Source organism: Streptomyces sp. NBC_01241 (genome assembly GCF_041435435.1).
Taxonomy (GTDB): Bacteria; Actinomycetota; Actinomycetes; order Streptomycetales; family Streptomycetaceae; genus Streptomyces.
On the sequence record NZ_CP108494.1, the window covers coordinates 1,802,902 to 1,827,500 of the forward strand.

The 24,599-nt window shown below is 70.6% G+C and carries 17 protein-coding genes, 2 rRNA genes and 1 pseudogene (1 of these 20 running past the window's edge); 4 read left to right on the forward strand and 16 right to left on the reverse strand.

Annotation, left to right across the window (positions count from 1 at the left end; genetic code table 11):
* Nucleotides 1-69: 69 nt before the first annotated feature.
* The 4 genes from ald to OG306_RS07745 form a co-directional block, all read right to left on the reverse strand.
* The gene (gene ald / locus OG306_RS07730; protein ID WP_266752110.1) at nt 70-1,185 is read right to left on the reverse strand and encodes an alanine dehydrogenase; all 1,116 of its coding nucleotides are present in this window, start codon (nt 1,183-1,185) and stop codon (nt 70-72) included.
* A 143-nt stretch (nt 1,186-1,328) separates the two neighbouring features.
* On the reverse strand, nt 1,329-3,392 hold the full coding sequence (locus tag OG306_RS07735) for a tetratricopeptide repeat protein (RefSeq protein ID WP_266745360.1): 2,064 nt from the start codon (nt 3,390-3,392) through the stop codon (nt 1,329-1,331).
* 223 nt (nt 3,393-3,615) lie between these two features.
* Nucleotides 3,616-4,242 carry an NUDIX domain-containing protein gene (locus OG306_RS07740; protein ID WP_266745361.1) on the reverse strand — a complete coding sequence of 209 codons (627 nt, stop codon included), beginning with the start codon at nt 4,240-4,242 and terminating at the stop codon, nt 3,616-3,618.
* Nucleotides 4,243-4,329: 87 nt separating this feature from the next.
* Nucleotides 4,330-6,015 (reverse strand): CTP synthase, encoded by a 1,686-nt coding sequence (locus tag OG306_RS07745; RefSeq protein WP_266745362.1) that lies wholly within the window; start codon nt 6,013-6,015, stop codon nt 4,330-4,332.
* Between the two features lie 417 nt (nt 6,016-6,432).
* On the opposite strand from OG306_RS07745, the gene OG306_RS07750 reads away from it, so the two are divergent.
* Together OG306_RS07750 and OG306_RS07755 are read left to right on the forward strand one after the other, a co-directional pair.
* Nucleotides 6,433-8,235: a glycoside hydrolase family 15 protein gene (locus OG306_RS07750; protein WP_266752111.1), complete on the forward strand. Its 1,803-nt coding sequence runs from the start codon at nt 6,433-6,435 to the stop codon at nt 8,233-8,235.
* 215 nt (nt 8,236-8,450) lie between these two features.
* Complete coding sequence (locus OG306_RS07755; RefSeq protein WP_266745363.1) at nt 8,451-10,076, forward strand: PucR family transcriptional regulator; 1,626 nt, start codon at nt 8,451-8,453, stop codon at nt 10,074-10,076.
* A gap of 89 nt (nt 10,077-10,165) precedes the next feature.
* Here OG306_RS07755 and OG306_RS07760 read toward each other — a convergent pair whose 3' ends face one another.
* The 6 genes from OG306_RS07760 to OG306_RS07785 form a co-directional block, all read right to left on the reverse strand.
* Nucleotides 10,166-11,263: a glycosyltransferase family 4 protein gene (locus OG306_RS07760; RefSeq protein ID WP_266745364.1), complete on the reverse strand. Its 1,098-nt coding sequence runs from the start codon at nt 11,261-11,263 to the stop codon at nt 10,166-10,168.
* A gap of 185 nt (nt 11,264-11,448) precedes the next feature.
* On the reverse strand, nt 11,449-12,213 hold the full coding sequence (locus tag OG306_RS07765; RefSeq protein ID WP_266745365.1) for a hypothetical protein: 765 nt from the start codon (nt 12,211-12,213) through the stop codon (nt 11,449-11,451).
* Between the two features lie 193 nt (nt 12,214-12,406).
* Nucleotides 12,407-14,152, reverse strand: a complete 1,746-nt coding sequence (gene recN, locus OG306_RS07770; RefSeq protein ID WP_266745366.1) for a DNA repair protein RecN — start codon at nt 14,150-14,152, stop codon at nt 12,407-12,409.
* A 108-nt stretch (nt 14,153-14,260) separates the two neighbouring features.
* A complete protein-coding gene (locus OG306_RS07775) occupies nt 14,261-15,166 on the reverse strand; it encodes an NAD kinase (RefSeq protein WP_266745367.1) in 906 nt (301 codons plus the stop codon).
* Complete coding sequence (locus OG306_RS07780; protein ID WP_266745368.1) at nt 15,163-15,978, reverse strand: TlyA family RNA methyltransferase; 816 nt, start codon at nt 15,976-15,978, stop codon at nt 15,163-15,165. Before OG306_RS07780 ends, OG306_RS07775 begins: the two co-directional genes overlap by 4 nt.
* Before the next feature lie 7 nt (nt 15,979-15,985).
* Nucleotides 15,986-16,345 (reverse strand): hypothetical protein, encoded by a 360-nt coding sequence (locus tag OG306_RS07785; protein ID WP_266745369.1) that lies wholly within the window; start codon nt 16,343-16,345, stop codon nt 15,986-15,988.
* Between the two features lie 43 nt (nt 16,346-16,388).
* On the opposite strand from OG306_RS07785, the gene OG306_RS07790 reads away from it, so the two are divergent.
* A complete protein-coding gene (locus tag OG306_RS07790; protein ID WP_266745370.1) occupies nt 16,389-16,736 on the forward strand; it encodes an SCP2 sterol-binding domain-containing protein in 348 nt (115 codons plus the stop codon).
* Between the two features lie 48 nt (nt 16,737-16,784).
* On the opposite strand, the gene OG306_RS07795 is transcribed toward OG306_RS07790, so the two are convergent.
* Complete coding sequence (locus tag OG306_RS07795; RefSeq protein WP_266745371.1) at nt 16,785-17,633, reverse strand: ABC transporter ATP-binding protein; 849 nt, start codon at nt 17,631-17,633, stop codon at nt 16,785-16,787.
* A gap of 141 nt (nt 17,634-17,774) precedes the next feature.
* The gene (locus OG306_RS07800; protein ID WP_266745372.1) at nt 17,775-18,803 is read right to left on the reverse strand and encodes an HAD hydrolase-like protein; all 1,029 of its coding nucleotides are present in this window, start codon (nt 18,801-18,803) and stop codon (nt 17,775-17,777) included.
* A gap of 71 nt (nt 18,804-18,874) precedes the next feature.
* Between OG306_RS07800 and OG306_RS07805 the strand changes: the two genes are divergently transcribed.
* Nucleotides 18,875-20,152 (forward strand): DUF1015 domain-containing protein, encoded by a 1,278-nt coding sequence (locus OG306_RS07805; protein ID WP_266745373.1) that lies wholly within the window; start codon nt 18,875-18,877, stop codon nt 20,150-20,152.
* A 58-nt stretch (nt 20,153-20,210) separates the two neighbouring features.
* On the opposite strand, the gene OG306_RS07810 is transcribed toward OG306_RS07805, so the two are convergent.
* The 4 genes and pseudogenes from OG306_RS07810 to OG306_RS07825 all read right to left on the reverse strand — a co-directional run.
* Nucleotides 20,211-20,918 (reverse strand): tetratricopeptide repeat protein, encoded by a 708-nt coding sequence (locus OG306_RS07810; RefSeq protein ID WP_266745374.1) that lies wholly within the window; start codon nt 20,916-20,918, stop codon nt 20,211-20,213.
* A 144-nt stretch (nt 20,919-21,062) separates the two neighbouring features.
* Nucleotides 21,063-21,638, reverse strand: a pseudogene (locus tag OG306_RS40895) (hypothetical protein); the annotation flags it as partial.
* A gap of 780 nt (nt 21,639-22,418) precedes the next feature.
* Nucleotides 22,419-22,535 (reverse strand): 5S ribosomal RNA (rrf, locus tag OG306_RS07820).
* 133 nt (nt 22,536-22,668) lie between these two features.
* Nucleotides 22,669-24,599, reverse strand: a 23S ribosomal RNA gene (locus OG306_RS07825) (it continues 1,194 nt past the right edge of the window).

The following is a 24,599-nucleotide window of genomic DNA, read 5'->3' on the forward strand; positions in this document are numbered from 1 at the left end:
CGCGTCCGGCCGGACCTTGCTGGGCAAGGTCCGGCCGGACGCGTGAGGTTGACGGGAAGTGTTGACCCCTCAGCCGAGAAGCGAGCTCAGCTCGACGTGCTCCAGGCCGTGCGCCTCGGCCACCTCGCGGTAAACGACCTGCCCGTCATGGGTGTTGAGACCCTTGGCGAGTGCGGCGTCACGGCGCAGCGCCTCGGCCCAGCCGCGGTTGGCGAGCTCCACGATGTACGGCAGCGTGGCGTTGGTGAGGGCGTACGTGGAGGTATTCGGCACCGCGCCCGGCATGTTCGCGACGCAGTAGAAGACCGAGTTGTGGACCATGAAGGTCGGCTCGGCGTGCGTCGTCGGGTGGGAGTCCTCGAAGCAGCCGCCCTGATCGATCGCAATGTCGACAAGTACACTTCCGGGCTTCATCCTGGCGACGAGCTCGTTGGTGACCAGCTTCGGGGCCTTCGCGCCGGGGATCAGCACGGCGCCGATGACGAGGTCGGCCTCGACAACGGCCTTCTCCAGCTCGAAAGCGTTGGAGACGACGGTCTTGACCTTGGTGCCGAAGACCTTGTCGGCCTCGCGCAGCTTATTGATGTCCTTGTCGAGCAGCGTGACGTGGAAGCCGAGACCGACGGCGATCTGCGTGGCGTTCCAGCCGGAGACACCGCCGCCGATGACGACGGCCTCACCGGGGGCCGTGCCCGGGACGCCGCCCGGCAGCACGCCACGGCCGCCGACCGAGCGCATCAGGTGGTAGGCGCCGACCTGCGGGGCCAGCCGGCCCGCGACCTCGGACATCGGGGCGAGCAGCGGCAGCGCGCGGCTCGCGGTCTCGACCGTCTCGTACGCGATGGCCGTGGTGCCCGACTCCAGCAGCGCGTCCGTGCACTCGCGGGAGGCGGCGAGGTGCAGGTAGGTGAAGAGCGTCTGGTCCTTGCGCAGGCGGTGGTACTCCTCGGCAACCGGCTCCTTGACCTTGAGCAGCAGGTCGGCGGTGGCCCAGACCTCGTCGGCGGTGGGGAGGATCTGCGCCCCGGCGGCGATGTACTCCTCGTCCGTGATCGAGGAGCCGGCCCCGGCGCTCTCCTCGACGACGACCTGGTGGCCGTGACGTACGAGCTCGTTCACACCGGCGGGCGTGATCGCCACGCGGAACTCGTTGTTCTTGACTTCGCGGGGGATGCCGACCTTCACGTCGATCACGGTCCTTGGCTCAGAGGGTTACCCGGACATAGCTCTACATACCCGGGTAGACACAGCGTAAATGGAGACACCGCGAACGAACGCGGTAGAGCCAGTCTAATGAAGGGGTTCCCGCTGTCTAGCCTTACAAAGCATTAATTTTCACTCACCGCACTACGGATTTCGTAGGCTGCACCCTTCTCGCCAAGCAATCTGTCGGCAAGACCGCGGTGCAGCCGGGCCGCAGCCGGGTCGCCGAGCCGGTCGAACGTGTCGGCCAGCCGCAGTTCCAGCGCCGCCTGCAGCCGCACGTCCCCCGCCTGCCCGGCCCAGTGAACGGCCTCCTGGCAGGTGCGCAGCGACTCGCGCGGCCGGCCCGCGTACTCCTGCACCCGGGCCGCCTCGCTCAGCGCCCGCGCCTGGGCCGGCACATCACCGAGCCTGCGGTACCCGGCCGCGGCGGCCCGCCAGTTCCGCAGCGCCTCGCCGTACCGCCCCGCGTAGGTGTGGACGGCACCGAGCCGCCCGTACAGCCGCGCCTCGTCGGCCCGCTCGCCCTGGGTGAGCCGCTGCGCCAGCGCCCGGCCGTACCAGTCGGAGGCCCGCTGGAAGTCCCCCAGCTCGGCGTAGGCGCCACCCACGGATTCCATCGCGCGGCCGATGGCGTACGGATCCTTCGCGGCCCGTCCGGCGTCCAGCGCGGCCCGGTAGCGGGTCAGCGCCTCCCGCGTACGGCCGGTCCTCGCGTCGAGGTCCGCGAGGTTGAGCAGCGCGGCGGCCTGCTCGCGCGGCAGGTCGCGCCGCTCGGCGACGGCCAGGACCAGGCCGTGCAGTCCGTACAGCTCGGGCGCGGCGGCCTCGGTGCCCTGGTGCACGGCCAGCGCCCGCACCAGCGCGGCCACCAACCGCCTTGCCAGGGTGTCGAGTTCGCCGTCCTCAACAGCGATCCGGGCCGAGGCGAGCAGGGCGGGCCGACGGCTCCGCAGCCATGCGGCGGCCGCATCGGGGCCGGGGAAGCGCAGCGAGCGCGGCAGCCCGGCGAGCTTGCGGCGGGCCGCGGAACCCTCGGGTTCGGTGACCGCCCGGCAGGACTGCAGCAGCCGTACGGTCCGCTCCAGCATCCGGGCCCTGGCAAGTTGATTCTCCGCCGGCCGGTCCATGGTCTCCAGCAGCGCCCGCAGCAGCGGGGCGAGGCAGCCGGGCACCTCGTACTGCGGCTCGTCCGCCCCATCGCTGCGCAGCAGCCCCAGTGCCACGAAGTCGTCGAGCGTCGTCCGGGCCGCGGAGACGGAGCAGCCGGCCAGCGCGGAGGCGGTGTGGGCGTCGGCGAGCCCGGCGGGGGCGAGGGCGAGCAGGCGCAGTATCCGTGCGGCGGCCGGCGGCAGGGAGTCGTGGACGAGGCGGAAGGCACGGGCCAGCGGGCGGGCGCCGGTGGACTGCTCCGGGTCGTCCGGGAGCTCGCGCAGCTGTTTGGTGACGTCGGCGACGGACGCCATGGGGTGCGTGGCGAGCCAGCCGCCGGCCAGCACGAGGGCGGCCGGCAGTCCGCCGCATTCCTCGGCGAGGGTTTCGGCGGTCCGTGGGTCGACGGTGATCCTGACCTGGCCGATGAGGCGGGCGAGCAGCCGGACGGCGGAGCCCGCGTCCAGCCCGCCGATGGTGCAGGGGCGGACGTCCGGGATTCCGGTCAGCGGGCCCTCGGAGGTGGCGACGACCAGGCAGTCGGGGTTGTCCGGCAGCAGCGGGTCGACCTGTTCCGCGTCCACGGCACCGTCGAGGAGGAGCAGGGCACTGCGCCCGGCGAGCGCCTCGCGGACCAGCTGGGAGAGTTCGTCCCCGTCGGCGCCGGGCGGGCCCGTGATGCCCAGCTGGTCGAGCAGCTCCCGGGCGGTGCGCTCGGTGGGAACCGGCGTGCCGCCGAGTTCGGTGAGCCGGGCCCGGAACAGACCGTCGGGGTGGTCGCCGGTGGAGAGCAGTCGGCGGGTGAGCTCGCCGGCGAGTGCGGTGCGTCCGGAGCCGGGACGTCCGGCGATCAGCAGGACCCGGGCGCGGGCGGCCTTGCGACCGGCCAGGGTGTCCAGTCCGGCCCGCTCGATGTCGGCGCGCAGCGCCTTCATCTCGCGTTCGCGGCCGAAGAATTGGGGTGGTGCGGCGCCGGACGGCTCCTCGGTTCCCGCCGCCTTGGCCGGGCCGCTGGTGTCCACCGCCTGATCCGTCACGGGCCACGCTCCACTTCGCTGCACGCGTTGCCCGCCGGGACTCCGGTCAGGGCATTCCGAGCGTAGTTCAGGCGAGTGGACCAATTCCGTGGAGCGGGGCGCAGAGGTCCCCCGATCGGATCAGCATCTTTTCCGATCGGGGGACTCGGGTGAACCGTTCAGCGGCCGGCCCTCGGACCGCCGGACGGCGCACGGCCCTTACGAGCCGTCGGGCAACGCACCGTCAGACCCCGAACGGTCGGGCGGGCCACGGCGCCTCGGCCGGACGCAGCGAGTCGATCCCGTCACCGGCGAGCGCCGCCGCGAGCGAAAGGACGCCCACGACGAGGCAGCTGTTGTGCAGGTCCCCGGCGAGCACCCCCCGTACCAGCTCCTGGAGCGGCACCCGGGCCAGCTCCATGTCGGACTCCTCCTCGGAGACCAGGTAACGCTCGCAGTCGGCCTCGGAGAGCTGCCGGGCCAGGAAGATCCGTACGGCTTCGTCGCAGCCGCCGGGGGTGGTGTAGACGTCGGTCAGCACCCGCCAGTCCTCGGCCTTGGCGTACGCCTCCTCGTAGAGCTCGCGCTGGGCCGCGTGCAGCGGGTTCTCACCGGGGATGTCGAGCAGTCCGGCCGGGATCTCCCAGAGCTTGTGGCGCACCGGGTGGCGGTACTGCCGCAGGACGAGGACCCGGTTCTCCTCGTCGAGCGCGAGCACGGCGACCGAACCCGGGTGGACCTGGTAGTCGCGGCGTACGACCGTGCCGTCGGGCATCACCACGTCATCGGTGCGGACGCTGGTCTTGTTGCCGGTGAAGGGCGTCTTGGTCGCGGTGACCTGCCACTCCTCGGGCGTGTCCTGGAAACCCATCTCGTCCTCCCACAAAAACCGGAACCGGGGCACGCATCCTCGATGGATCCGTACCCCGGTCAACGTTAGTGCCTGTGCACCGCCGGACTACTTGCCCGACGCGGCACCCTGCTGTGAGTCGGCCCCGGCGCCCGTCTTGCGCGCGACGGCCGCCTTCACCAGGCCCGCGAAGAGCGGGTGCGGGCGGGTCGGGCGGGAGCGGAGCTCCGGGTGCGCCTGGGTGGCGACCAGGTAGGGGTGGATCTCGCGCGGGTACTCGACGTACTCGACGAGCTTGTTGTCCGGGGAAGTGCCGGAGAAGACCAGACCGGCCTTCTTCTCCAGCTCGGCACGGTAGGCGTTGTTGACCTCGTAGCGGTGGCGGTGGCGCTCCTCCACGTACGGCTGGTCGTCGTACGCCTCACGGACCAGCGAGCCCTCGGCGAGCTTCGCCGGGTACAGGCCGAGCCGCATGGTGCCGCCCAGGTCGCCCGCGCCCTCGACGTACGCCAGCTGCTCCTCCATCGTCGAGATGACGGGGTGCGAGGTGGCGGCGTCGAACTCGGTGGAGTTGGCATCGGGGATCTCGGCGAGGTTGCGCGCCGCCTCGATCACGATGCACTGCAGGCCGAGGCAGAGGCCGAGCAGCGGAACCTTGTTCTCGCGGGCGTACTGGATGGCGCCGATCTTGCCGTTGACCCCGCGGTCGCCGAAGCCGCCGGGGACGCAGATCGCGTCGACGTCGGAAAGCTGCTTCGCGGCACCGGCCGGGGTCTTGCAGTCGTCGGAGGCGACCCACTTGACCTTGACGCGGGCCTTGTTCGCGAAACCGCCGGCCCGGATGGCCTCGGTGACCGAGAGGTAGGCGTCGGGCAGGTCGATGTACTTGCCGACGAGCGCGACGGTGATCTCGTGGTCGGGGTTGTGGACGCGGTCCAGCAGGTCGTCCCACGTGGTCCAGTCGACGTCACGGAACGGCAGGTCGAGCTTGCGCACGACGTACGCGTCCAGGCCCTCGGTGTGCAGCACCTTGGGGATGTCGTAGATCGACTTGGCGTCCACGCAGGCCACCACGGCGGCCTCGTCGACGTCGCACATCAGCGAGATCTTGCGCTTGATGGCGGTCGGTACGTCACGGTCGGCGCGCAGCACGATGGCGTCGGGCTGGATGCCGATGTTGCGCAGCGCGGCGACGGAGTGCTGGGTCGGCTTGGTCTTGAGCTCGCCGGACGGGCCGATGTAGGGCAGCAGCGAGATGTGCACGACGAAGACGTTGTCCCGGCCGACCTCGTGGCGGACCTGGCGGACGGTCTCCAGGAACGGCAGCGACTCGATGTCACCGACCGTGCCGCCGACCTCGGTGATGACGACATCGACGTCGTCGGTCGCCATGCGGCGGATGCGGTGCTTGATCTCGTTGGTGATGTGCGGAATGACCTGCACGGTGTCACCGAGGTACTCGCCGCGCCGCTCCTTGGCGATCACCTGCGAGTAGACCTGGCCGGTGGTGACGTTGGCGGAGCCGTCGAGGTCGACGTCGAGGAAACGCTCGTAGTGGCCGATGTCCAGGTCGGTCTCGGCGCCGTCGTTGGTGACGAACACCTCACCGTGCTGGAAGGGGTTCATCGTGCCCGGGTCGACGTTCAGATACGGGTCGAGCTTCTGCATGGTGACCCGGAGGCCGCGCGCCTTGAGCAGGGCACCGAGGCTGGAGGCAGTCAGACCCTTGCCGAGGGAAGAGGCGACACCCCCGGTGACGAAGATGTGCTTGGTCGTCGTGGATGTGGGCTGCATAGCCAAAGGGGGCTCCCGTGGTCGCGATCGTGAGGTGCGTACCGGCGTTGCCGTCCGGAGATTTCCGGAGGTGCCGTCGCTGCGGTTCGGGGGCCTCGTCTGCTGTTGCGGACGACCACCGGTCCACGGGCTACCAGGGTATCAGCGACAAAGGGGGCCTGCTTCCGGCCACGCCCCGCACCACCACCCCACGTGATCACCGCGGGCCCCTCACGCCACACCCGTTCGGCTCAGGCTCATCGATGAGCGTTACCGAGACAGTCGCGCAGATCATTCCGGTGCGTCGTATCCTGCTCGGACACTCGCTCCGGGCGAGGTACCGAGCTCGCAGGTTCCCCCACAACAACCCCTTGCGACGACCTCTTGACCCGCAGTAATGCCCTACGGGGCGACATGGCCGTTCGACTGGAGATGCACGTGGCCGGGCGCATCGAGGATTACGCACTCATCGGAGACATGCAGACCGCCGCCCTGGTCTGCCGGGACGGCACAGTGGACTGGCTGTGCCTTCCCCGCTTCGATTCGCATGCCATTTTCGCGGGACTTCTGGGTACCGAGGAGCATGGTTTCTGGCGCCTGGGACCGGCGCGGGAGGACGGGGCGGAGCCGCCGTCCGCGGACCGCCGCCGCTACCGCGGGGACTCCCTCGTCCTGGAATCGGAGTGGGACACACCGCGCGGAACGGTCAGAGTGACCGATTTCATGCCCCCGCGTGACGGTGCCCCCCAGGTCATCCGCATCGTGGAGGGGATCAGCGGCCGGGTACCGATGCGCTCCGAGCTGCGGATGCGGTTCAGCTATGGGCGGGTGACGCCGTGGGTGCACAAGGTCGACGGCCGTACGGTCGCCGTCGCGGGCCCGGACTCCGTCTGGCTGGACACCCCCGCCGACACCTACGGCGAGAACCTGACGACGTACTCCGATTTCACGGTCGCGCCGGGTGACCGGGTCGCGTTCACGATCAGCTGGCAGCCCTCGCACCACGAGCCGCCGGGCCTGCCGGACCCGGAGGGCTCGCTGGACGCGACCGCGGACTTCTGGCGTGAATGGGTCGAGCAGTGCACGTACCACGGGCCCTACCGCGAGGCCGTGGTCCGCTCGCTGATCACCCTCAAGGCCCTGACGTACGCGCCGACCGGCGGCATCGTCGCCGCGCCGACCACCTCCCTGCCCGAGGACATCGGCGGTTCCCGGAACTGGGACTACCGCTACACCTGGCTGCGCGACGCCGCGATCACCCTCTCCTCCCTGCTGCGCACCGGCTACCGCGAGGAGGCCCGCGCCTGGCGCGAATGGCTGCTGCGGGCGGTCGCCGGCGACCCGGAAAACCTGCAGATCATGTACGGCATCGCGGGCGAGCGCGAGCTGGGCGAGGCCGAGCTGGACTGGCTGCCCGGTTACGAGAACTCCGGCCCGGTCCGGGTCGGCAACGGCGCGGCGGGCCAGCTCCAGCTGGATGTGTACGGCGAGGTCATCGAGGCACTGCACCTCGCCCATATGACGGGCCTGACCCGCAACGACTACGCGATGGGTCTCCAGCTCAAGCTGATCGAGTACCTGGAGAAGCACTGGGGCGAGCCGGACGAGGGCATCTGGGAGGTGCGCGGCCCGCGCCGCCACTTCGTCCACTCGAAGGTGATGGCCTGGGTCGCCGTCGACCGCACCATCAAGCTGATCGAGTCCGGGGACGCGGAAGGGCCGCTGGAGCGGCTGCGTGAGCTGCGCGACGACATCCACCGCGATGTCTGCGACCGGGGCTACGACGCGGAACGCAACACCTTCACCCAGTCCTACGGGTCGAAGGAGCTGGATGCCTCCCTCCTGCTGATCCCCCAGATGGGATTCCTCCCGCCGGACGACAAGCGCGTGATCGGCACGATCGAGGCGATCCAGCGCGAACTGTCCACGGAGGACGGCTTCGTGCTGCGCTACCCCACCAAGGGCGAGGACGCGGGCGTCGACGGCCTGGAGGGCGACGAGGGCGCGTTCCTGGCCTGCTCGTTCTGGCTGGCCGACGACCTGGCGATGATCGGCCGGGTCGACGAGGCGCGCCAGCTCTTCGAACGGCTGCTGGCCCTGCGCAACGATCTGGGCCTGCTCGCGGAGGAGTGGGACCCCCGGCTGCAGCGCCAGGTGGGGAACTTCCCCCAGGCGTTCAGCCATGTGCCGCTGATCGACACGGCACTGCGCCTGACGGCGAGCGGGGCGTACGTCGGCTGACCGCCGGGTGGGATCCAGGGCTCCGGCAGCCGGCGGCCGGCCCGCCTCGGTGCGCCCTTCACGGCCCTGTCGATTGTGGCATACGCCACAATCGACAGGGGGTCGTGCAATTCGTCTGCCCGCGGGACGAGTTGTCGGGAAGGAAGGCCTCACGGTCCGGTCCGTGACCACCCGGTGATGTCTCCGGAGCGCGAGCACGGGTAGCGTCCGACCCCATGGACAATCAGGGCGGAATCACCGTGCAGCGGGCCCTTGAGCTGCCGGGACTGCGCAGCGGGCTGCCGGAGGTGGTGGCCGGCACGGACCGGCTGAACCGTACGGTGCGCTGGGTGCACGCGGGCGAGGTCCCGAACATCGCTTCGCTGCTCAAGGGCGGCGAGTTGCTGCTCACCACCGGCCTGGGGCTCGGCACCCGCCCCGCCGAGCAGCGCGCCTTCGTCCGCAGGCTCGCCGACCGCGGGATCGCCGCTCTCGTGGTGGAGCTCGGACCGCGGTTCGGCAGGCTGCCCGCGTCGATCGTGGACGCCGCCCGCGCGGCGGGTCTGCCGCTGGTGCAGCTGCACCGGGAGGTGCCGTTCGTGACGGTGACCGAGGAGATCCACACCGAGATCGTCAACGGTCACTACGCGCTGCTGCGACAGGCCGAGGACGTGCACCGGCGGTGCACGGAGGCGCTGCTCGGCGGCGGTGGTGTGCCCCAGGTGCTGGGCATCCTGGCGGACTTCGCGGCCAATCCGGTCTTCCTGGAGACGGCGGACGGCCAGTTGCTGTACGCGGCGGGACCCACGTCCGGCCCGGTCGGCGCCGATCCCCTCCAGGTGTGGGACGGGATGCGCGGCGGCCGGGCGGCCCGTGAGTCGCCGCCCGCCGGTTCGGTGCTGGTGGATGTTCCGGGTGGCGGTCCGGGGACGGGTTCGGTACGGGCCAGGCTGGTGCTGCTGTCCGTGTCCGGGCCGCTGGTGCCGGTGCACCGGATGGCGGCGGAGCGGGCGGCCGGGATTCTCGCCGTCGTGCTGATGCAGGCCCGCCAGGAGGAGGAGCTCGCGGCGCGTGGCCGGGGCGACTTCCTGACGGATCTCGCGGAGGGCCGGATCACGCCGGAGGACGCGCCGGCGCAGGCCCGCGTGCTGGGCTTCAAGCCGGGTGAGATGCCGTTGCTGCCGGTGGTGATGCGGCTGGCTCCCGAGCTGTCCGTATCGGGGAACTGGGCGCTGCTGGCGCGCGCTGTGCTGGAGGAGCTCTCGTCGGTGGGTGTGCCGGTGCTGCTCGGCGTGCGGCCCGTGGAGGGGCGGGTTCCGGTGCTGCTGGGGCTGCGGTCGGAGACGGAGCGCACGGCGGTCGCGGACCGGGTCGCGGCGGCGCTGCGCGCCGGGGTGGAGCGGGCCGGTCTCGAGCGCGCCGGATCGCATCCGCCGGTTGTGGTGGTGGGCGTGGCGGGTGGCTGGGCGGCGGCCGGAGCGGGGCTGCGGCACGCGGCGGAGACGGCGACGGCCGCGCACGGTCTCAGCGACCGGCCCTGGTACGACGCCCGGCGCCTGGACATCGATCTGCTGCTGTGGCGGCTGCGGGACCATCCGGATCTGGCGGCGTTCGTGGACCGCGCGATCGGTCCGCTGCGCGATCACGACCGCACCTCGCGCCCGCCGCTGCTGCCGACGCTGGAGACCTATCTCGCCCACGCGGGCCGCAAGGCGGAGACGGCACGCGAACTGCACCTGAACCGCCAGACGCTGTACAACCGGCTGGCCCGCATAGGCGAGCTCCTCGGCACCGATCTGGACGACCCCCAGGCCGTCCTGGCCCTGAGCCTGGCCCTGCGCGCCCGCCGCCACACGTCGTAGCGGCGCAGCGGCCCCCAGGAGGGTGCTGAAGATCTCGGCCGGGCTCGCGACGCCCCGCCGAGATCTTCAGCACCCTCCCAGCAGCCCGTTCACCGCGTCCGGGCTGCCGCCAGCGGCTGCGTCAACTCGTCGTAGACACTGAGCACTTGAGCGATCGTGTCGTCCTCCGTCGGCCAACTCGCGGCCTGCGCACGGCCCGCGGTCACCAGCTCCGCACGCCGCTCCGGGTCGCCGAGCAGCCTGGCCACCGCCCGCCCGAGCGCCTCGGCGTTCCCGTACGGTACGAGCTCCGCCGCGTCCCCCACGAGGTCGGGCACCCCTCCGACCGCGGTGGCAACCAGCGGAACGCCGAACCGCAGCGCCTCCTGGGCCAGCACCGAGCGCGCCTCCCACCGGCTGGACAGCACGGCCAGATCGGCGACGGCGAGGAGTTCCGCGAGGTCGTCGCGGCTGCCGACGATCCGTACGGGCAGGTCCTCGTTCCGGATCCGGCGCTGCAGAGCGGCCCGCTCGTGCCCCTCCCCCACGATGATCAGCAGCGGTACGGGGTCGATTTCGCGCCATATCCGTGCGGCGTCGAGCAGCAGGTCGTACCCGTGGTGCGGTACGAGACTCCCGTACGACATGATCAACGGCCGTTCCACCGCTCCGAGTTCGGCCCGAATCTTGTCTGCGTGGACGAGGGCGGCGGGGGACGATACCGGGGCGGAGACCGGCGAGAGCCGGGCATCGCGCGCGCCTCGGAGCCGCGCCCGGTCGACCAGGTCCGATGTCGTACCGAGCACAACCGCCGCCGTACGGGCGGCCCTTCGCTCCATCAAGTGGAGCAGTTGGCCGCGGGCGCCTTCGGCGTGCGCGCGGGCGTGCCAGGTGACGACCAGCGGGACACGCCTGCCGCGGAGCGCGAGAGCGGCGCGCACGGCGGCGTGCAGACCATGCGCGTGGACCACGTCCGCCGTCAGGCAGGCGGTACGCAGCGCGGCGACGGCCGCGGGATCGCTGCGCCGCGGTACGGGGGTGAACCGGACGCCCGTACCGGAGAAGTCGTAGGCGTGGTCCAGTTCGGCCGGGGCGCAGACGGTGACGTGCACGCCTCTCGCCACCAGTCCCGCGGCCAGCGAGCCGACGTGGGCGCTGCTGCCCGCGCTGCCGCCGCCCAGGACTTGGACCGTACGCAGCTGTGACACGTTGAATGGCTCCCGGGGGTCCCTGTGCGGGTGATGGCACCGCCAAGGATGCCAGCCCGTACGCACGTTCCGGCACAGTCGAGCCACTGTCGCGGTGCGGACAACAGCAACCGGCCATGGCCTACCACTCGCACGGATGATGAAGCGGCGCGATGTTGTCGTGACCGTGCGTCAGGGGCTCCCCGTCAGCGGTCCGCCGTCAACTGGACGAGCCGGCTGACCCGGTCCCCGTACACCGTCGCCGCGACGAGCCCCGCCGCATGGGCGACGAGCCCGGCCCGGCCACGGCCCGCGACGATGGCGACCCCGACCGCGGCGCCCAGGGCGTGGGCCCCGGTGTCCCCGATCATGGTGCGCTCACCCAGGTCGTCGGCGACGAGGGCCGCCACAGCCCCCATCGGCGCGGCGGCGAGCGGGCCGCCCAACAGCCCCGGGGCCCCGAGGGCGAGCACGGTGGCGGCGGCCGCTGCGGGCCGTACGTCCGTCAGATTGACGAGGTGCGCGGTCGCGGCGATCACGACGCCGGCGAGGATCCGGTCGACGGGCCGGTCCTTGAGCAGCGCACCGGCGGCGAGCCCGGCGGCCCCGATCCCGAACAGCTTCACCGCGCCGCTGGTCACCTCACCGTCCCGCAGGGCCCCCAGGTGGGCGCGGAACCCGCGGCGCGGATCGTCCGCACCGACGAGGTCGTCGTACGCCCCGCAGCCGCCTGCCGCGAGTACGGCGAGCGCGGCGGCGTACTTGGTGCGGACCGGGAGGGGCAGGACGGCGGTTCCGGCTGCGGCGCCGAGGGCGACGGCCGGTCCCGCGTACAGATCGACGGTGCGGCCCGCGTGGTTGGTGCGCTGCCAGCCCCTGCGCGGCCGGGCCCGCAACGCCCGGTACACACCCCCCGCGACGGCGGCTGCGACGGCACCGGACACGGCGGCCCTGCTGAATGCTGCTCCCATACGGGCCAGGCTACGCACCGGCCCGCAGGCACCGTTCAACGGCCGCCCCCGTACGGAGACCACCGGGCGGACCCCGGCAACTCGGCACGGAAGCGCGCCGGGTGGGCTCAGCGCACCAGCCCACCCGGCGACCGGACGCGCACGCGCGCCGACCGGCCGCGCAGCCCGCTCGCCACCGTGCGGGCCGCCCCCGCTACCCGTCCGCCCGCGCCGCGGCCAGCAGTTCCTCCGCATGGGCCCGTGCGGTCTGCGAGTCCTCCTGGCCCGCGAGCATCCGGGACAGCTCCCGTACCCGGTCCTCGCCCTCCAGGACCGTGACCCCGCTGCTGGTCACCGACCCGTCGACCGTCTTCTCGACCAGCAGCTGCCGGTCGGCGAAGGCCGCCACCTGCGGCAGATGCGTCACGACGACGACCTGCGCGGACCTGGCGAGCTTCGCGAGCCGCCGCCCGACCTCGACGGCGGCCTTGCCGCCGACCCCCGCGTCGACCTCGTCGAAGAGATACGTGGGTACGGGATCGGAGCCGGCGAAGACCACCTCGACGGCGAGCATCACCCGGGACAGCTCACCGCCCGACGCGCCCTTGGCGATCGGCCGCGGCTGGGCACCGGGGTGCGGGGCCAGCAGCAGCTCGACCTCGTCGGCGCCGGACGGCCCGTAAGCCACGCTCCGCCCGTCGATCTCGATGCCGGACGCCTCGTCGGCCGCCTCGGTCTGCCGGATGTCGAAGGAGACCCGGGCGTGCGGCATGGCCAGGGAGGCCAGTTCCGCGGTCACCGCCTCGGCGAAGCGCTCCGCAGCCCCCGTACGCGCATCGGTCAACGCCTGTCCGAGGCCGGAGAGTTCGGTACGCAGCGCGTCCCGCTCCGCCGTCAGCTCGCCGATGCGGTCGTCGTCACCCTCCAGTTCGGTGAGCCGGGCGGCCCCTTCCTCGGCCCAGGCGAGCACGGCGGTGATGTCCTCGCCGTACTTGCGGGTGAGGCCGGTGAGTGCGGCGCGCCGCTCCTCCACCGCGGCGAGCCGCAGCGGATCGGCGTCCAGCTGGTCGGCGTATCCGGCCAGTTCGCCCGCCACGTCGGCGAGCAGGATCGAGATCTCGCCGATCCGGTCGGCGAGCGCGGCCAGCGCCGCATCGTGGGCGCGTACGGCGTCCAGGGACCGTCCGGCGGCCGCGACCACGGTCGTCGCGTCGATGCCCTCCGGGTCCTCCGGGTTGCCCGCGAGCGCGGTGTGCGCGAGGGACGCCGCGGAGGCGAGCGCTTCGGCGTGGCCGAGCCGCTCGGCCTCGGCTGCCAGGTCGCCGTCCTCGCCCGCCCGTGGTTCGACCGCGGCGATCTCGCCCAGCCCGAAGCGCAGCAGATCCGCTTCCTGGGCGCGTTCGCGGGCGCGCGTCGTCAGCTCGTCGAGCTCCGTGACGACGGCCCGCAGCCTGCGGTACGCCGCCGCGTACTCGGCGTGCGGCACGGCGACACCGTCGCCCGCGTACCGGTCGAGCGCCTGCCGCTGCCGCGCGGGCTTGAGCAGCCCCTGCTGGTCGGTCTGGCCGTGCACGGCGACGAGTTCGTCGGCGAGCTCGGCGAGCACCCCCACCGGCACGGATCTGCCGCCGAGATGCGCCCGGGAGCGCCCCTCCGCGGAAACGGTCCGGCTGATCAGCAGCGCGCCGTCGTCGAACTCGGCCCCGGCCTCCTCGGCCCGCCGGGCCACGGCGTCGCCGTCGGACACCGTGATCCGCCCCTCGACGACCGCGGCCTTGGCCCCGATCCGCACCAGGGCGGGATCGGCACGCCCGCCGAGCAGCAGCCCCAGGCTGGTGACGACCATGGTCTTGCCCGCGCCGGTCTCACCCGTCACCGCGGTGAAACCGGGCGACAGCTCGACCACCGCGTCGTCGATGACTCCGAGCGACCGTATCCGCATCTCCTCCAACACGGACATGACCTTACGAGGTCCGGGCCCCGATGTGCGACGGACCCCGCCCTCCAGGGGGCACTCTCCCGTGTGCACCTTCGGAATGTGCGCCGCCGCCGGAAAGATGCCCACCGGTCAGTGCGGCGCTCCCCGCCACCCCGAGACGGGCAGTGCGAACTTCGCGACCAGCCGGTCCGTGAACGAGGCGTGGTGCAGCCTTGCCAGCCGTACGGGCACCGCACCGCGCCGCACCTCGACCCGCGCGCCCGCGGGCAGCTCCACGGTCCTGCGGCCGTCGCACCACAGCACCCCGTGCGGGGTGTGCTGCTGGACCTCGACGGCGAGCACCGAGGCCGGCGAGGTCACCAGTGGCTTGGCGAACAGCGCGTGGGCGCTGATCGGCACCATCAGCAGCGCCTCGACCTCGGGCCAGACGACGGGACCGCCCGCGGAGAAGGCGTAGGCGGTCGATCCGGTCGGGGTCGCGCAGACGATCCCGTCGCAGCCGAACCCCGTCACCGGGCGGCCGTCGATCTCCAGGACGACCTCCAGCATCCGCTCGGGCGACACCTTCTGCACGGCCGCCTCGTTGAGCGCCCAGTCGGTGTGGACGATGTCGCCGTTGCTGCGCACGACGACGTCGAGCGTCATGCGTTCCTCGACCTGGTACGCCCGGGTGACGACCCGGTCGACGACCTTGTCCAGGTCGTCGCGCTCGGCCTCGGCGAGGAAGCCGACCCGGCCCAGGTTGACGCCGAGCATCGGCACCCCGGAGGCCCGGGAGAGCTCGGCACCGCGCAGCAGCGTCCCGTCCCCGCCGAGCACGACCAGCAGCTCGCAGCCGTCCACGGCCGCCGGTGTGGTGTCCGTGGCCGTCTCGACGGCCGGCGGCAGTGGCAGATCGGCCGCCTCGGTGGCCAGCACGCGGACGCCGAGGCCGCTGCGGAGCAGTCCCTGCACGACCAGCTCGGCGCTGCGGATCGCGGCCGGGCGGCCGGTGTGTGCCAAAAGGAAGACAGTTCGTGCCGCATTCGTCGTCAACGAGGCCCCTCCGCCACTGCACGGTCGACATCCGCGGGATCCAGCTCTGGTGCGCCGGCCCGCAGCCAGAGAAAGTACTCGACATTTCCCGCGGGCCCCGGCAGCGGGCTCGCCGTCACCCCCCGTACTCCGAGGCCAAGCGCCCACGCCCGGCGCGCCACCTCCCGTACCGCTTCTGCCCGCAACTCGGGGCTGCGCACCACTCCGCCGCTGCCGAGCCGCTCCTTGCCGACCTCGAACTGCGGCTTGACCATGAGGACCAGGTCCGCGTCGGGGGCGGTGCAGCGCGCCAGGGCAGGCAGGACAAGGCCCAGCGGGATGAACGACAGATCGCCGACCACCAGGTCCACCGGCTCCCCGTCGATCGCTTCGAGCGTCAACTCCCGTACGTTGGTGCGATCCTTCACGGTGACGCGCGCATCGGACTGGAGCGACCAGGCGAGCTGCCCGTAACCGACGTCGACGGCGACGACATGACCGGCGCCGGCCCGCAGCAGTACGTCGGTGAAGCCGCCGGTCGACGCCCCGGCGTCCAGCGCCCGCCGCCCCTCGATCCTCAGCCCGAGGGGCACGAAGGCGGCGAGGGCGCCGGCGAGCTTGTGCCCGCCGCGCGAGACGTACTCGGGATCGCTGTCGTCCTTGAGCACGACGACGGCGGCGCTGGTCTCGACCTGGGTGGCGGGTTTGGTCGCGGTGTTGCCGCCGACGGTCACCCGCCCTGCGGCGATCAGCTGGCTCGCATGCTCGCGTGAGCGGGCGAGATTACGTCGTACCAGCTCGGCGTCGAGGCGGTGTCGTGCCACTCCTGCCACGTTCGGTTCAGCTCCTGTTGTCGTACGAGGGCATCGGTGCGGGTACCGGTGCGGGTGCGGGCCTGGCGTCCAGCGCGGTCAGCGCGTCGCGCAGCCCACGATGTACATCCTCGTACACCTCGATGTGTCCGTCGGCCGGTAGGTGGTCCGCATCGGCGAGACGCTCCAGCCGCGCGTCGACCTCGGCGTTGCCGGTGGGGGTGCGTCCGATACCGAGGGGCGCGGATGCGGCGGGTTCGGGAGAGGGCGCGGCGGCATGGGGCGGGGCCGCGTCCGCGCCGTCGGGGGTTCTCGCTGACGGGTCCTCCGTCCCCTCCGCGGGGGCCGCTCCGGGCGCTGTTCCGGGCACCGGCATCGAGTCGCTCATGCGGGAAACGCTACAGCGAAGGGCTGCGGTACCGTCGATCACGATGGCGACCATGGCGGAGTGCCGCAGCGCACTCGACAAACTTTCCGGCAACCTCGCGGGGGCCGACGGCGACGTGCGCAGCGCGGCCGCCCTCGACCGCTCCCTGAGCTGCCACATCAGGGATCTCGACGTCACCTTCACCGGCCGGCTGGCCGATGGCCGGATCCAGGTCCTGGACACGGTCGAGGGCCCGCCCCGGGAGAAGGCGGAGATCCGGCTCGCGATGACCGGCGACGACCTGGTGGCGATGGTGAACGGCGGGCTGAACTTCGCCAAGGCGTGGGGTTCGGGCCGGGTCCGGCTGGAGGCCGGCTTCCGCGATCTGCTGAGACTCAGGTCGCTGCTGTAGCCGCGGGACGGGCCGTTTCCCGGGAGCCGCCCCGGGCGGTCGGGCCGGTCAGCCCCTGGCCGACGCCGACGCCCCGGCGGACGCCCTGCCCTGCACGGCCACCCCGCCGCTCCGCGGCTTGCGCGCGGCCGGCACCACCAACGGCGTCCCCGTCTCCGGATCGTCGATGACCTGGCAGCGCAGCCCGAAGACCCGCTCCACCAGCTCCGCGGTGACGACCTCGCCCGGCGCCCCCTGAGCAATCACCTCGCCCTCCCGCATCGCGATGAGGTGCGTGGCGTATCGCGCGGCGTGATTCAGATCGTGCAGAACGGCCACGAGGGTGCGCCCCTGTGTCTCGTGCAGCTCCGCACAGAGATCGAGGACGTCGATCTGGTGCTGGATGTCGAGGTACGTCGTCGGCTCGTCGAGCAGCAGCAGCGGCGTCTGCTGGGCGAGCGCCATGGCGATCCAGACCCGCTGCCGCTGCCCGCCGGACAATTCGTCGACATAGCGATCGGCAAGCGCGCCGACTCCGGTCGCCGTCATCGATTCCTCGACAATGCGCTCGTCGTCCGGTGACCACTGACGCAGCAGCCCCTGGTGCGGGTACCGGCCGCGCCCGACGAGGTCGGCCACCGTGATGCCGTCCGGTGCGATGGAGGACTGCGGCAGCAGCCCCAGCGTCCTGGCGACCTGCTTCGCCGGCATCCCATGGATCGTCCGCCCGTCCAGGAGCACCCGCCCGCCGGTCGGCTTCAGCATTCGCGAGAGCGCGCGCAACAGGGTCGACTTGCCACAGGCGTTGGGGCCGACGATCACCGTGAACGAGTTGTCGGGTATCTCGACCGAGAGGTTCTCCGCGATGACCCGCCGGTCGTAGCCGAGGGTCACCGAGTCCGCGGTGAGGCGCTGCATGGTCGTACTCCCGGAGTCGGCGGTGATCGGGTGCGAGGGCCATCCGGACGGCGACACACCACACAGGGGCAAAGTTAGGTTAGCCTACCCTCCCTATGAACTCGCTCGCCTCTGCGCTCGATTCGCCGGGAGCCGTCCGCCCTACAGCCCCAGCCTGGCGATCGCCTTCCCACTGTCCAGCCCGCACGAGCCGTCTTCGGCGTAGGACCACGCCGCCCCGCAGAGCGCCCGCAGCCCGTCGAGCACGTCCCCGTCCCCCTCCAGCACCAGATCGTCGCCGCGCACCGCCGCCGTCCAGCCGCCGCAGCCGAATGCATCGCCCGTACGCGTCACTTCGGGCTGCCCGGTCAGCAGCCCCCGCAGGTCGGCGTCCACATACGTCGGCCGGTGCTTCGGCTCGGCGGCCACCAACTGCGCGGCGCCCGTCACCCCGGTGAGCACCAGCAGGGAATCCACACCGCCGTTGAACGCCCCTTCGATGTCCGTGTCCAGCCGGTCCCCGACCACCAGCGGGCGTTCGGCCCCGGTCCGCAGCACCGTCTCCCGGTGCATCGGCGGCAATGGCTTCCCGGCGACCTGTGGCTCGGCCCCCGTCGCGATCCGTACGACCTCCACCGCCGCGCCGTTCCCCGGCGCGATCCCCCGGGCGCTCGGAATCGTCAGATCCGTGTTGGACGCGAACCACGGCACCCCGCGCGCGATCGCGTACGCCGCCTCGGCGAACCGCCCCCACGCCATGTCGGGCCCGCCGTACCCCTGCGCCACCGCGACCGGCTCGTCGTCCGCCGATTCCACCGGCACCAGCCCGCGCTCCCGCAACGCGACGCGCAGCCCCTCGCCACCCACCACCAGGACCCGCGCCCCGGCGGGCAGTTGATCGGCGATCAACCGGGCGACCGCCTGTGCCGAGGTGATCACATCGGCGGACTCAGCCGGAACCCCGAGTTCGGTCAGATGCTCGGCCACCGCGGCCGGGGTCCGCAGGGCATTGTTGGTCACATACGCGAGGTGCATCCCGCCGTCCCGCGCCGCTCCCAGCGAGTCGACGGCGTGGACGATCGCGTGGCCGCCCGCGTACACCACCCCGTCGAGATCGAGCAGCGCCGTGTCGTACGCCTCGTTCAACGCGATGCTGCTGCCGGCCGGCCTGGTCCTGCTCGCCTGACTCATTCTTTGCGCTCCTCATTCCATGCTTCTGTCCAGATCATCGCGCATCGCGGCCGCACACATACGATGCAGAAATGAAGACATCAGGTCCGGCCGGCCAGGGACTGCGACTCATCCCGTTCCGCGGGCTGCGATACGTCCCCGAGCGGGTCGGCAGTCTCGCAGCGGTGACCTCACCGCCGTACGACGTCGTCGTGCGCCCCGACGGGCTGCACCACCTGGAGTCGGCGGACCCGCACAACATCGTCCGGCTGATCCTGCCGCAGGCCGACACGGCCGCGGCCCGCCACAATCAGGCCGCCGAGACCCTGAACCGCTGGCTGGCCGAGGGCATACTCGCTCCTGATCCCGAGCCCGCCCTGTACGTCTACGAACAGCGCAACGACGAGATCCTGCAACGCGGCATCGTCGGGGCGCTGGCGCTCTCCGCCCCCGCCGACGGCATCGTGCTGCCGCACGAGGACGTGATGGCCCATGTGGTCGAGGACCGGGCCGACCTGATGCGCACCACCGCCGCCCACCTCGAACCACTGCTGCTCACGTACCGCAACAACGGCGACGGCTCGGGCGCGACCGCCGTCATCGAGCGGACCATCGAGCGACCACCGCTGCTCGCCACCACCACCGAGGACGGTTACAGCCACCGGCTCTGGGCGGTCACCGACGCGGCCGACCGGGCCGAGATCGAGACCGACCTCGCCCACCACCAGGCCCTGATCGCCGACGGCCATCACCGCTGGGCCACCTATCTCCGCCTCCAGCAGGAGCACACCGCGCCCGGCCCCTGGGACTTCGGCCTGGTCCTCCTCGTCGACACGGCCCGCTACCCGCTCCGGGTCCGCGCCATCCACCGGCTGCTGCACCGCCTCCCGGTCGCCGACGCCCTCACCGCGCTGAATGGCCTCTTCCGCATCCGCGACGTCGAAGGCCCCCTCCCCAAGGCCCTGGACGCACTCGCCGAGGCGGCCACCGAAGGCAACGCGTTCCTGCTCGCGGGCGACGGCGGCTTCCATCTCGTCGACCGCCCCGACACCGGCCTTCTGCACCGTACGATTCCGGCCGACCGCCCGACCGCCTGGCAGACCCTCGACGCGACGGTCCTGCACGCAGCTCTGCTCGACCACGTCTGGCAGATCCCCGACGCCCCGGAACACATCGCGTACATCCACGACACCGCGGCAGCCGTCGAACAGGCCGAACGTCACAACGCCACGGCGGTCCTGATGCATCCGGTACGCGAGGAGGTCGTCCGGGACCTCGCGCGACAGGGCGTCACCATGCCCCGCAAGTCGACCTCCTTCGGCCCCAAGCCGGCCACCGGCCTGGTCCTGCGAAGCCTCACTCTCGATTGACGCACGCGGCAACAAAAAGGGCGGCACCCCTCCAGGGGGTGCCGCCCTCTCTCACGCCTTACGCCTCGGACGTGCCGTCCTCGTCAGTGGCCTCGTCCTTGTCGTCGTCCGCGACGCCGTTCTCGTCCCTGTCCTCGTCCTCGTCGTCACCGAGGGCATCGACGAACTCGACACCGTCCAGTTCGGCGAGCCGGTCCGAGGCATCGGTGGAGCCGTCCTTGTCGGCCTCCAGCGCCTTCCCGAACCACTCACGCGCCTCGTCCTCGCGCCCCGCTGCCAGCAGCGCGTCCGCGTACGCGTAGCGCAGTCGCGGCGTCCATGGGTGCACGGCGCTCGAGGCGAGCTCGGGGCTCTGCAGCGTGACGATGGCGGCATCGATCTGTCCCATGTCCCTGCGGGCGCCCGCGGCCACGAGACGCATCTCGACCTGACCGGCCTTGTCCAGCTTCTGCACCTCGGGCTCGCCGGCCATGGCCATCGCCCGCTCGGGCCGCCCGAGTCCACGCTCACAGTCCGCCATGACGGGCCACAGCTCTACGGAACCGGTCATCCGCTTGGCCGCCCGGAACTCCGCCAGAGCCTCGGAGTACTTCTGCGTCGCGTACGCGGCGAACCCGGCCGCCTCACGCACCGCAGCGACCCGCGAGGCCAGCCGCAAGGCGATCCGCGAGTACGCGTAAGCCTGCTCGGGGTCCTCGTCGATCAGCCGGGCCACCATGACGAGGTTCCTGGCAACGTCCTCGGCAAGCGTCTTCGGCAGGCTCATCAGCTCCTGCCGCACGTCCTTGTCGATCTCGTCACCGGTGACGTCGTCAGGAATCGGAAGCCGCTTGATGGGCTCGCGGTCCCGGTCGTCCCGCCGCTCGTACCCACCCCGGTCGTCTCGCCCGCGGTAACCGTCCCGGCCGCCACGGTCATCGCGCTGTCCGCGATATCCCCCGCCACGACTGTCGTCCCGACGGAACCCGCCACCACCGGTGGGCCGGCTGTCGTCGTCCCGACGCGGCCCACGCGGCCGGTCGTCCCGCCGATCGAACCCACCAGGGCGCCCGCCCCGGTCGTCGTCCCGACGCGGCCCACGGTCACGGTCGCGGTCATCGCGACGGAACCCACCACCGGAACCACCGCCACGGTTGTCGTCCCGACGGAACCCACCGGGACGGTCATCCCGCCGATCGTCCCGACGGAACCCACCACCGGAACCACCACCGCGACTGTCATCACGACGCGGCCCACGGTCACGGTCACGGTCGTCCCGACGGAACCCACCACCACCGGTGGGCCGGCTGTCGTCGTCCCGACGCGGCCCACGCGGCCGGTCGTCCCGCCGCTCGAACCCACCAGGGCGCCCGCCCCGGTCGTCGTCCCGACGCGGCCCACGGTCACGGTCGCGGTCATCGCGACGGAACCCACCACCGGAACCACCGCCACGGTTGTCGTCCCGACGGAACCCACCGGGCCGGTCATCCCGCCGATCGTCCCGACGGAACCCACCACCGGAACCACCACCGCGACTGTCATCACGACGCGGCCCACGGTCACGGTCACGATCACGGTCGTCCCGACGGAACCCGCCACCACCGGTGGGCCGGCTGTCGTCGTCCCGACGCGGTCCGCGCGGCCGGTCGTCCCGCCGCTCGAACCCACCAGGGCGCCCGCCCCGGTCGTCGTCCCGACGCGGCCCACGGTCGCGGTCATCGCGACGGAACCCACCACCGGAACCACCACCGCGGCTGTCGTCCCGACGGAACCCACCGGGACGGTCATCCCGCCGCTCGAACCCACCAGGGCGCCCGCCCCGGTCGTCGTCCCGACGCGGCCCACGGTCACGGTCGCGGTCATCGCGACGGAACCCACCACCGGAACCACCACCGCGGTTGTCGTCCCGACGGAAGCCACCACCGGAACCACCACCGCGACTGTCATCACGACGCGGCCCACGGTCACGATCACGGTCGTCCCGACGGAACCCGCCACCACCGGTGGGCCGGCTGTCGTCGCGCCGGGAGCCACCGCGGTCGTTGTCCCGGCGCGGTCCGCCGGAGCGGTCGTCACGACGGCCGCTGAAGCCGCCTCGGTCACCACCGTCCCGGCGACGCGGCTCGCGCTCCGAACGATCGTCGGGAGAGTTGGTGGACATCGGCGTGACTCCTTCATCGGGTACTACAAGACATTCTTACGCAGTCGGACACCCGACGCGCTACGACAAAACAAAAGGACCCCTGGCCCCAGCATGAACGCTGGGACCAAGGGTCCTTGAAAGATTGTTCGGCGGCGTCCTACTCTCCCACAGGGTCCCCCCTGCAGTACCATCGGCGCTGAAAGGCTTAGCTTCCGGGTTCGGAATGTAACCGGGCGTTTCCCTAACGCAATGACCACCGAAACCCTATCGGGCCACCCCGCAGAGCGGGATATCGGCACTTAGCGAACAAGCACACTTTTCAATTAAGTAGTGAAGTTGTTCAACCGGTGCGACTGTTCGCAACCCGGGAACAACACAGTGGACGCGAGCAACTGAGGACAAGCCCTCGGCCTATTAGTACCAGTCAGCTCCACCCGTTACCGGGCTTCCACATCTGGCCTATCAACCCAGTCGTCTACTGGGAGCCTTAACCAATCAAGTTGGTGGGAATACTCATCTCGAAGCAGGCTTCCCGCTTAGATGCTTTCAGCGGTTATCCTTTCCGAACGTAGCCAACCAGCCATGCCCTTGGCAGAACAACTGGCACACCAGAGGTTCGTCCGTCCCGGTCCTCTCGTACTAGGGACAGCCCTTCTCAATATTCCTACGCGCGCAGCGGATAGGGACCGAACTGTCTCACGACGTTCTAAACCCAGCTCGCGTACCGCTTTAATGGGCGAACAGCCCAACCCTTGGGACCGACTCCAGCCCCAGGATGCGACGAGCCGACATCGAGGTGCCAAACCATCCCGTCGATATGGACTCTTGGGGAAGATCAGCCTGTTATCCCCGGGGTACCTTTTATCCGTTGAGCGACAGCGCTTCCACAAGCCACTGCCGGATCACTAGTCCCGACTTTCGTCCCTGCTCGACCCGTCGGTCTCACAGTCAAGCTCCCTTGTGCACTTACACTCAACACCTGATTGCCAACCAGGCTGAGGGAACCTTTGGGCGCCTCCGTTACTCTTTAGGAGGCAACCGCCCCAGTTAAACTACCCATCAGACACTGTCCCTGATCCGGATCACGGACCGAGGTTAGACATCCAGCACGACCAGAGTGGTATTTCAACGACGACTCCACAACCACTGGCGTGGCCGCTTCAAAGTCTCCCACCTATCCTACACAAGCCGAACCGAACACCAATATCAAACTGTAGTAAAGGTCCCGGGGTCTTTCCGTCCTGCTGCGCGAAACGAGCATCTTTACTCGTAGTGCAATTTCACCGGGCCTATGGTTGAGACAGTCGAGAAGTCGTTACGCCATTCGTGCAGGTCGGAACTTACCCGACAAGGAATTTCGCTACCTTAGGATGGTTATAGTTACCACCGCCGTTTACTGGCGCTTAAGTTCTCAGCTTCGCCGACCCGAAAGTCGGCTAACCGGTCCCCTTAACGTTCCAGCACCGGGCAGGCGTCAGTCCGTATACATCGCCTTACGGCTTCGCACGGACCTGTGTTTTTAGTAAACAGTCGCTTCTCGCTGGTCTCTGCGGCCACCCCCAGCTCGGAGAGCAAGTCTCCTCACCAGTGATGGCCCCCCTTCTCCCGAAGTTACGGGGGCATTTTGCCGAGTTCCTTAACCATAGTTCACCCGAACGCCTCGGTATTCTCTACCTGACTACCTGAGTCGGTTTAGGGTACGGGCCGCCATGAAACTCGCTAGAGGCTTTTCTCGACAGCATAGGATCATCCACTTCACCACAATCGGCTCGGCATCAGGTCTCAGCCTTAACGTGTGACGGATTTACCTACCACACGGCCTACACCCTTACCCCGGGACTACCACCGCCCGGGCTGGACTACCTTCCTGCGTCACCCCATCGCTTACCTAGTACAAGTCTGGTTCGTCGGCTCCACCACTACCCTCAACTCCGAAGAGATCGGGCCGGCTTCACGGACTTAGCATCGCCTGATTCAGTATTGGGCGTTTCAAAGCGGGTACCGGAATATCAACCGGTTGTCCATCGACTACGCCTGTCGGCCTCGCCTTAGGTCCCGACTTACCCTGGGCAGATCAGCTTGACCCAGGAACCCTTAGTCAATCGGCGCACACGTTTCTCACGTGTGTATCGCTACTCATGCCTGCATTCTCACTCGTGAACCGTCCACAACTCGCTTCCGCGGCTGCTTCACCCGGCACACGACGCTCCCCTACCCATCCCAGCAGGCGTTGGCCCTATACGCTGGAATGACACGACTTCGGCGGTACGCTTGAGCCCCGCTACATTGTCGGCGCGGAATCACTTGACCAGTGAGCTATTACGC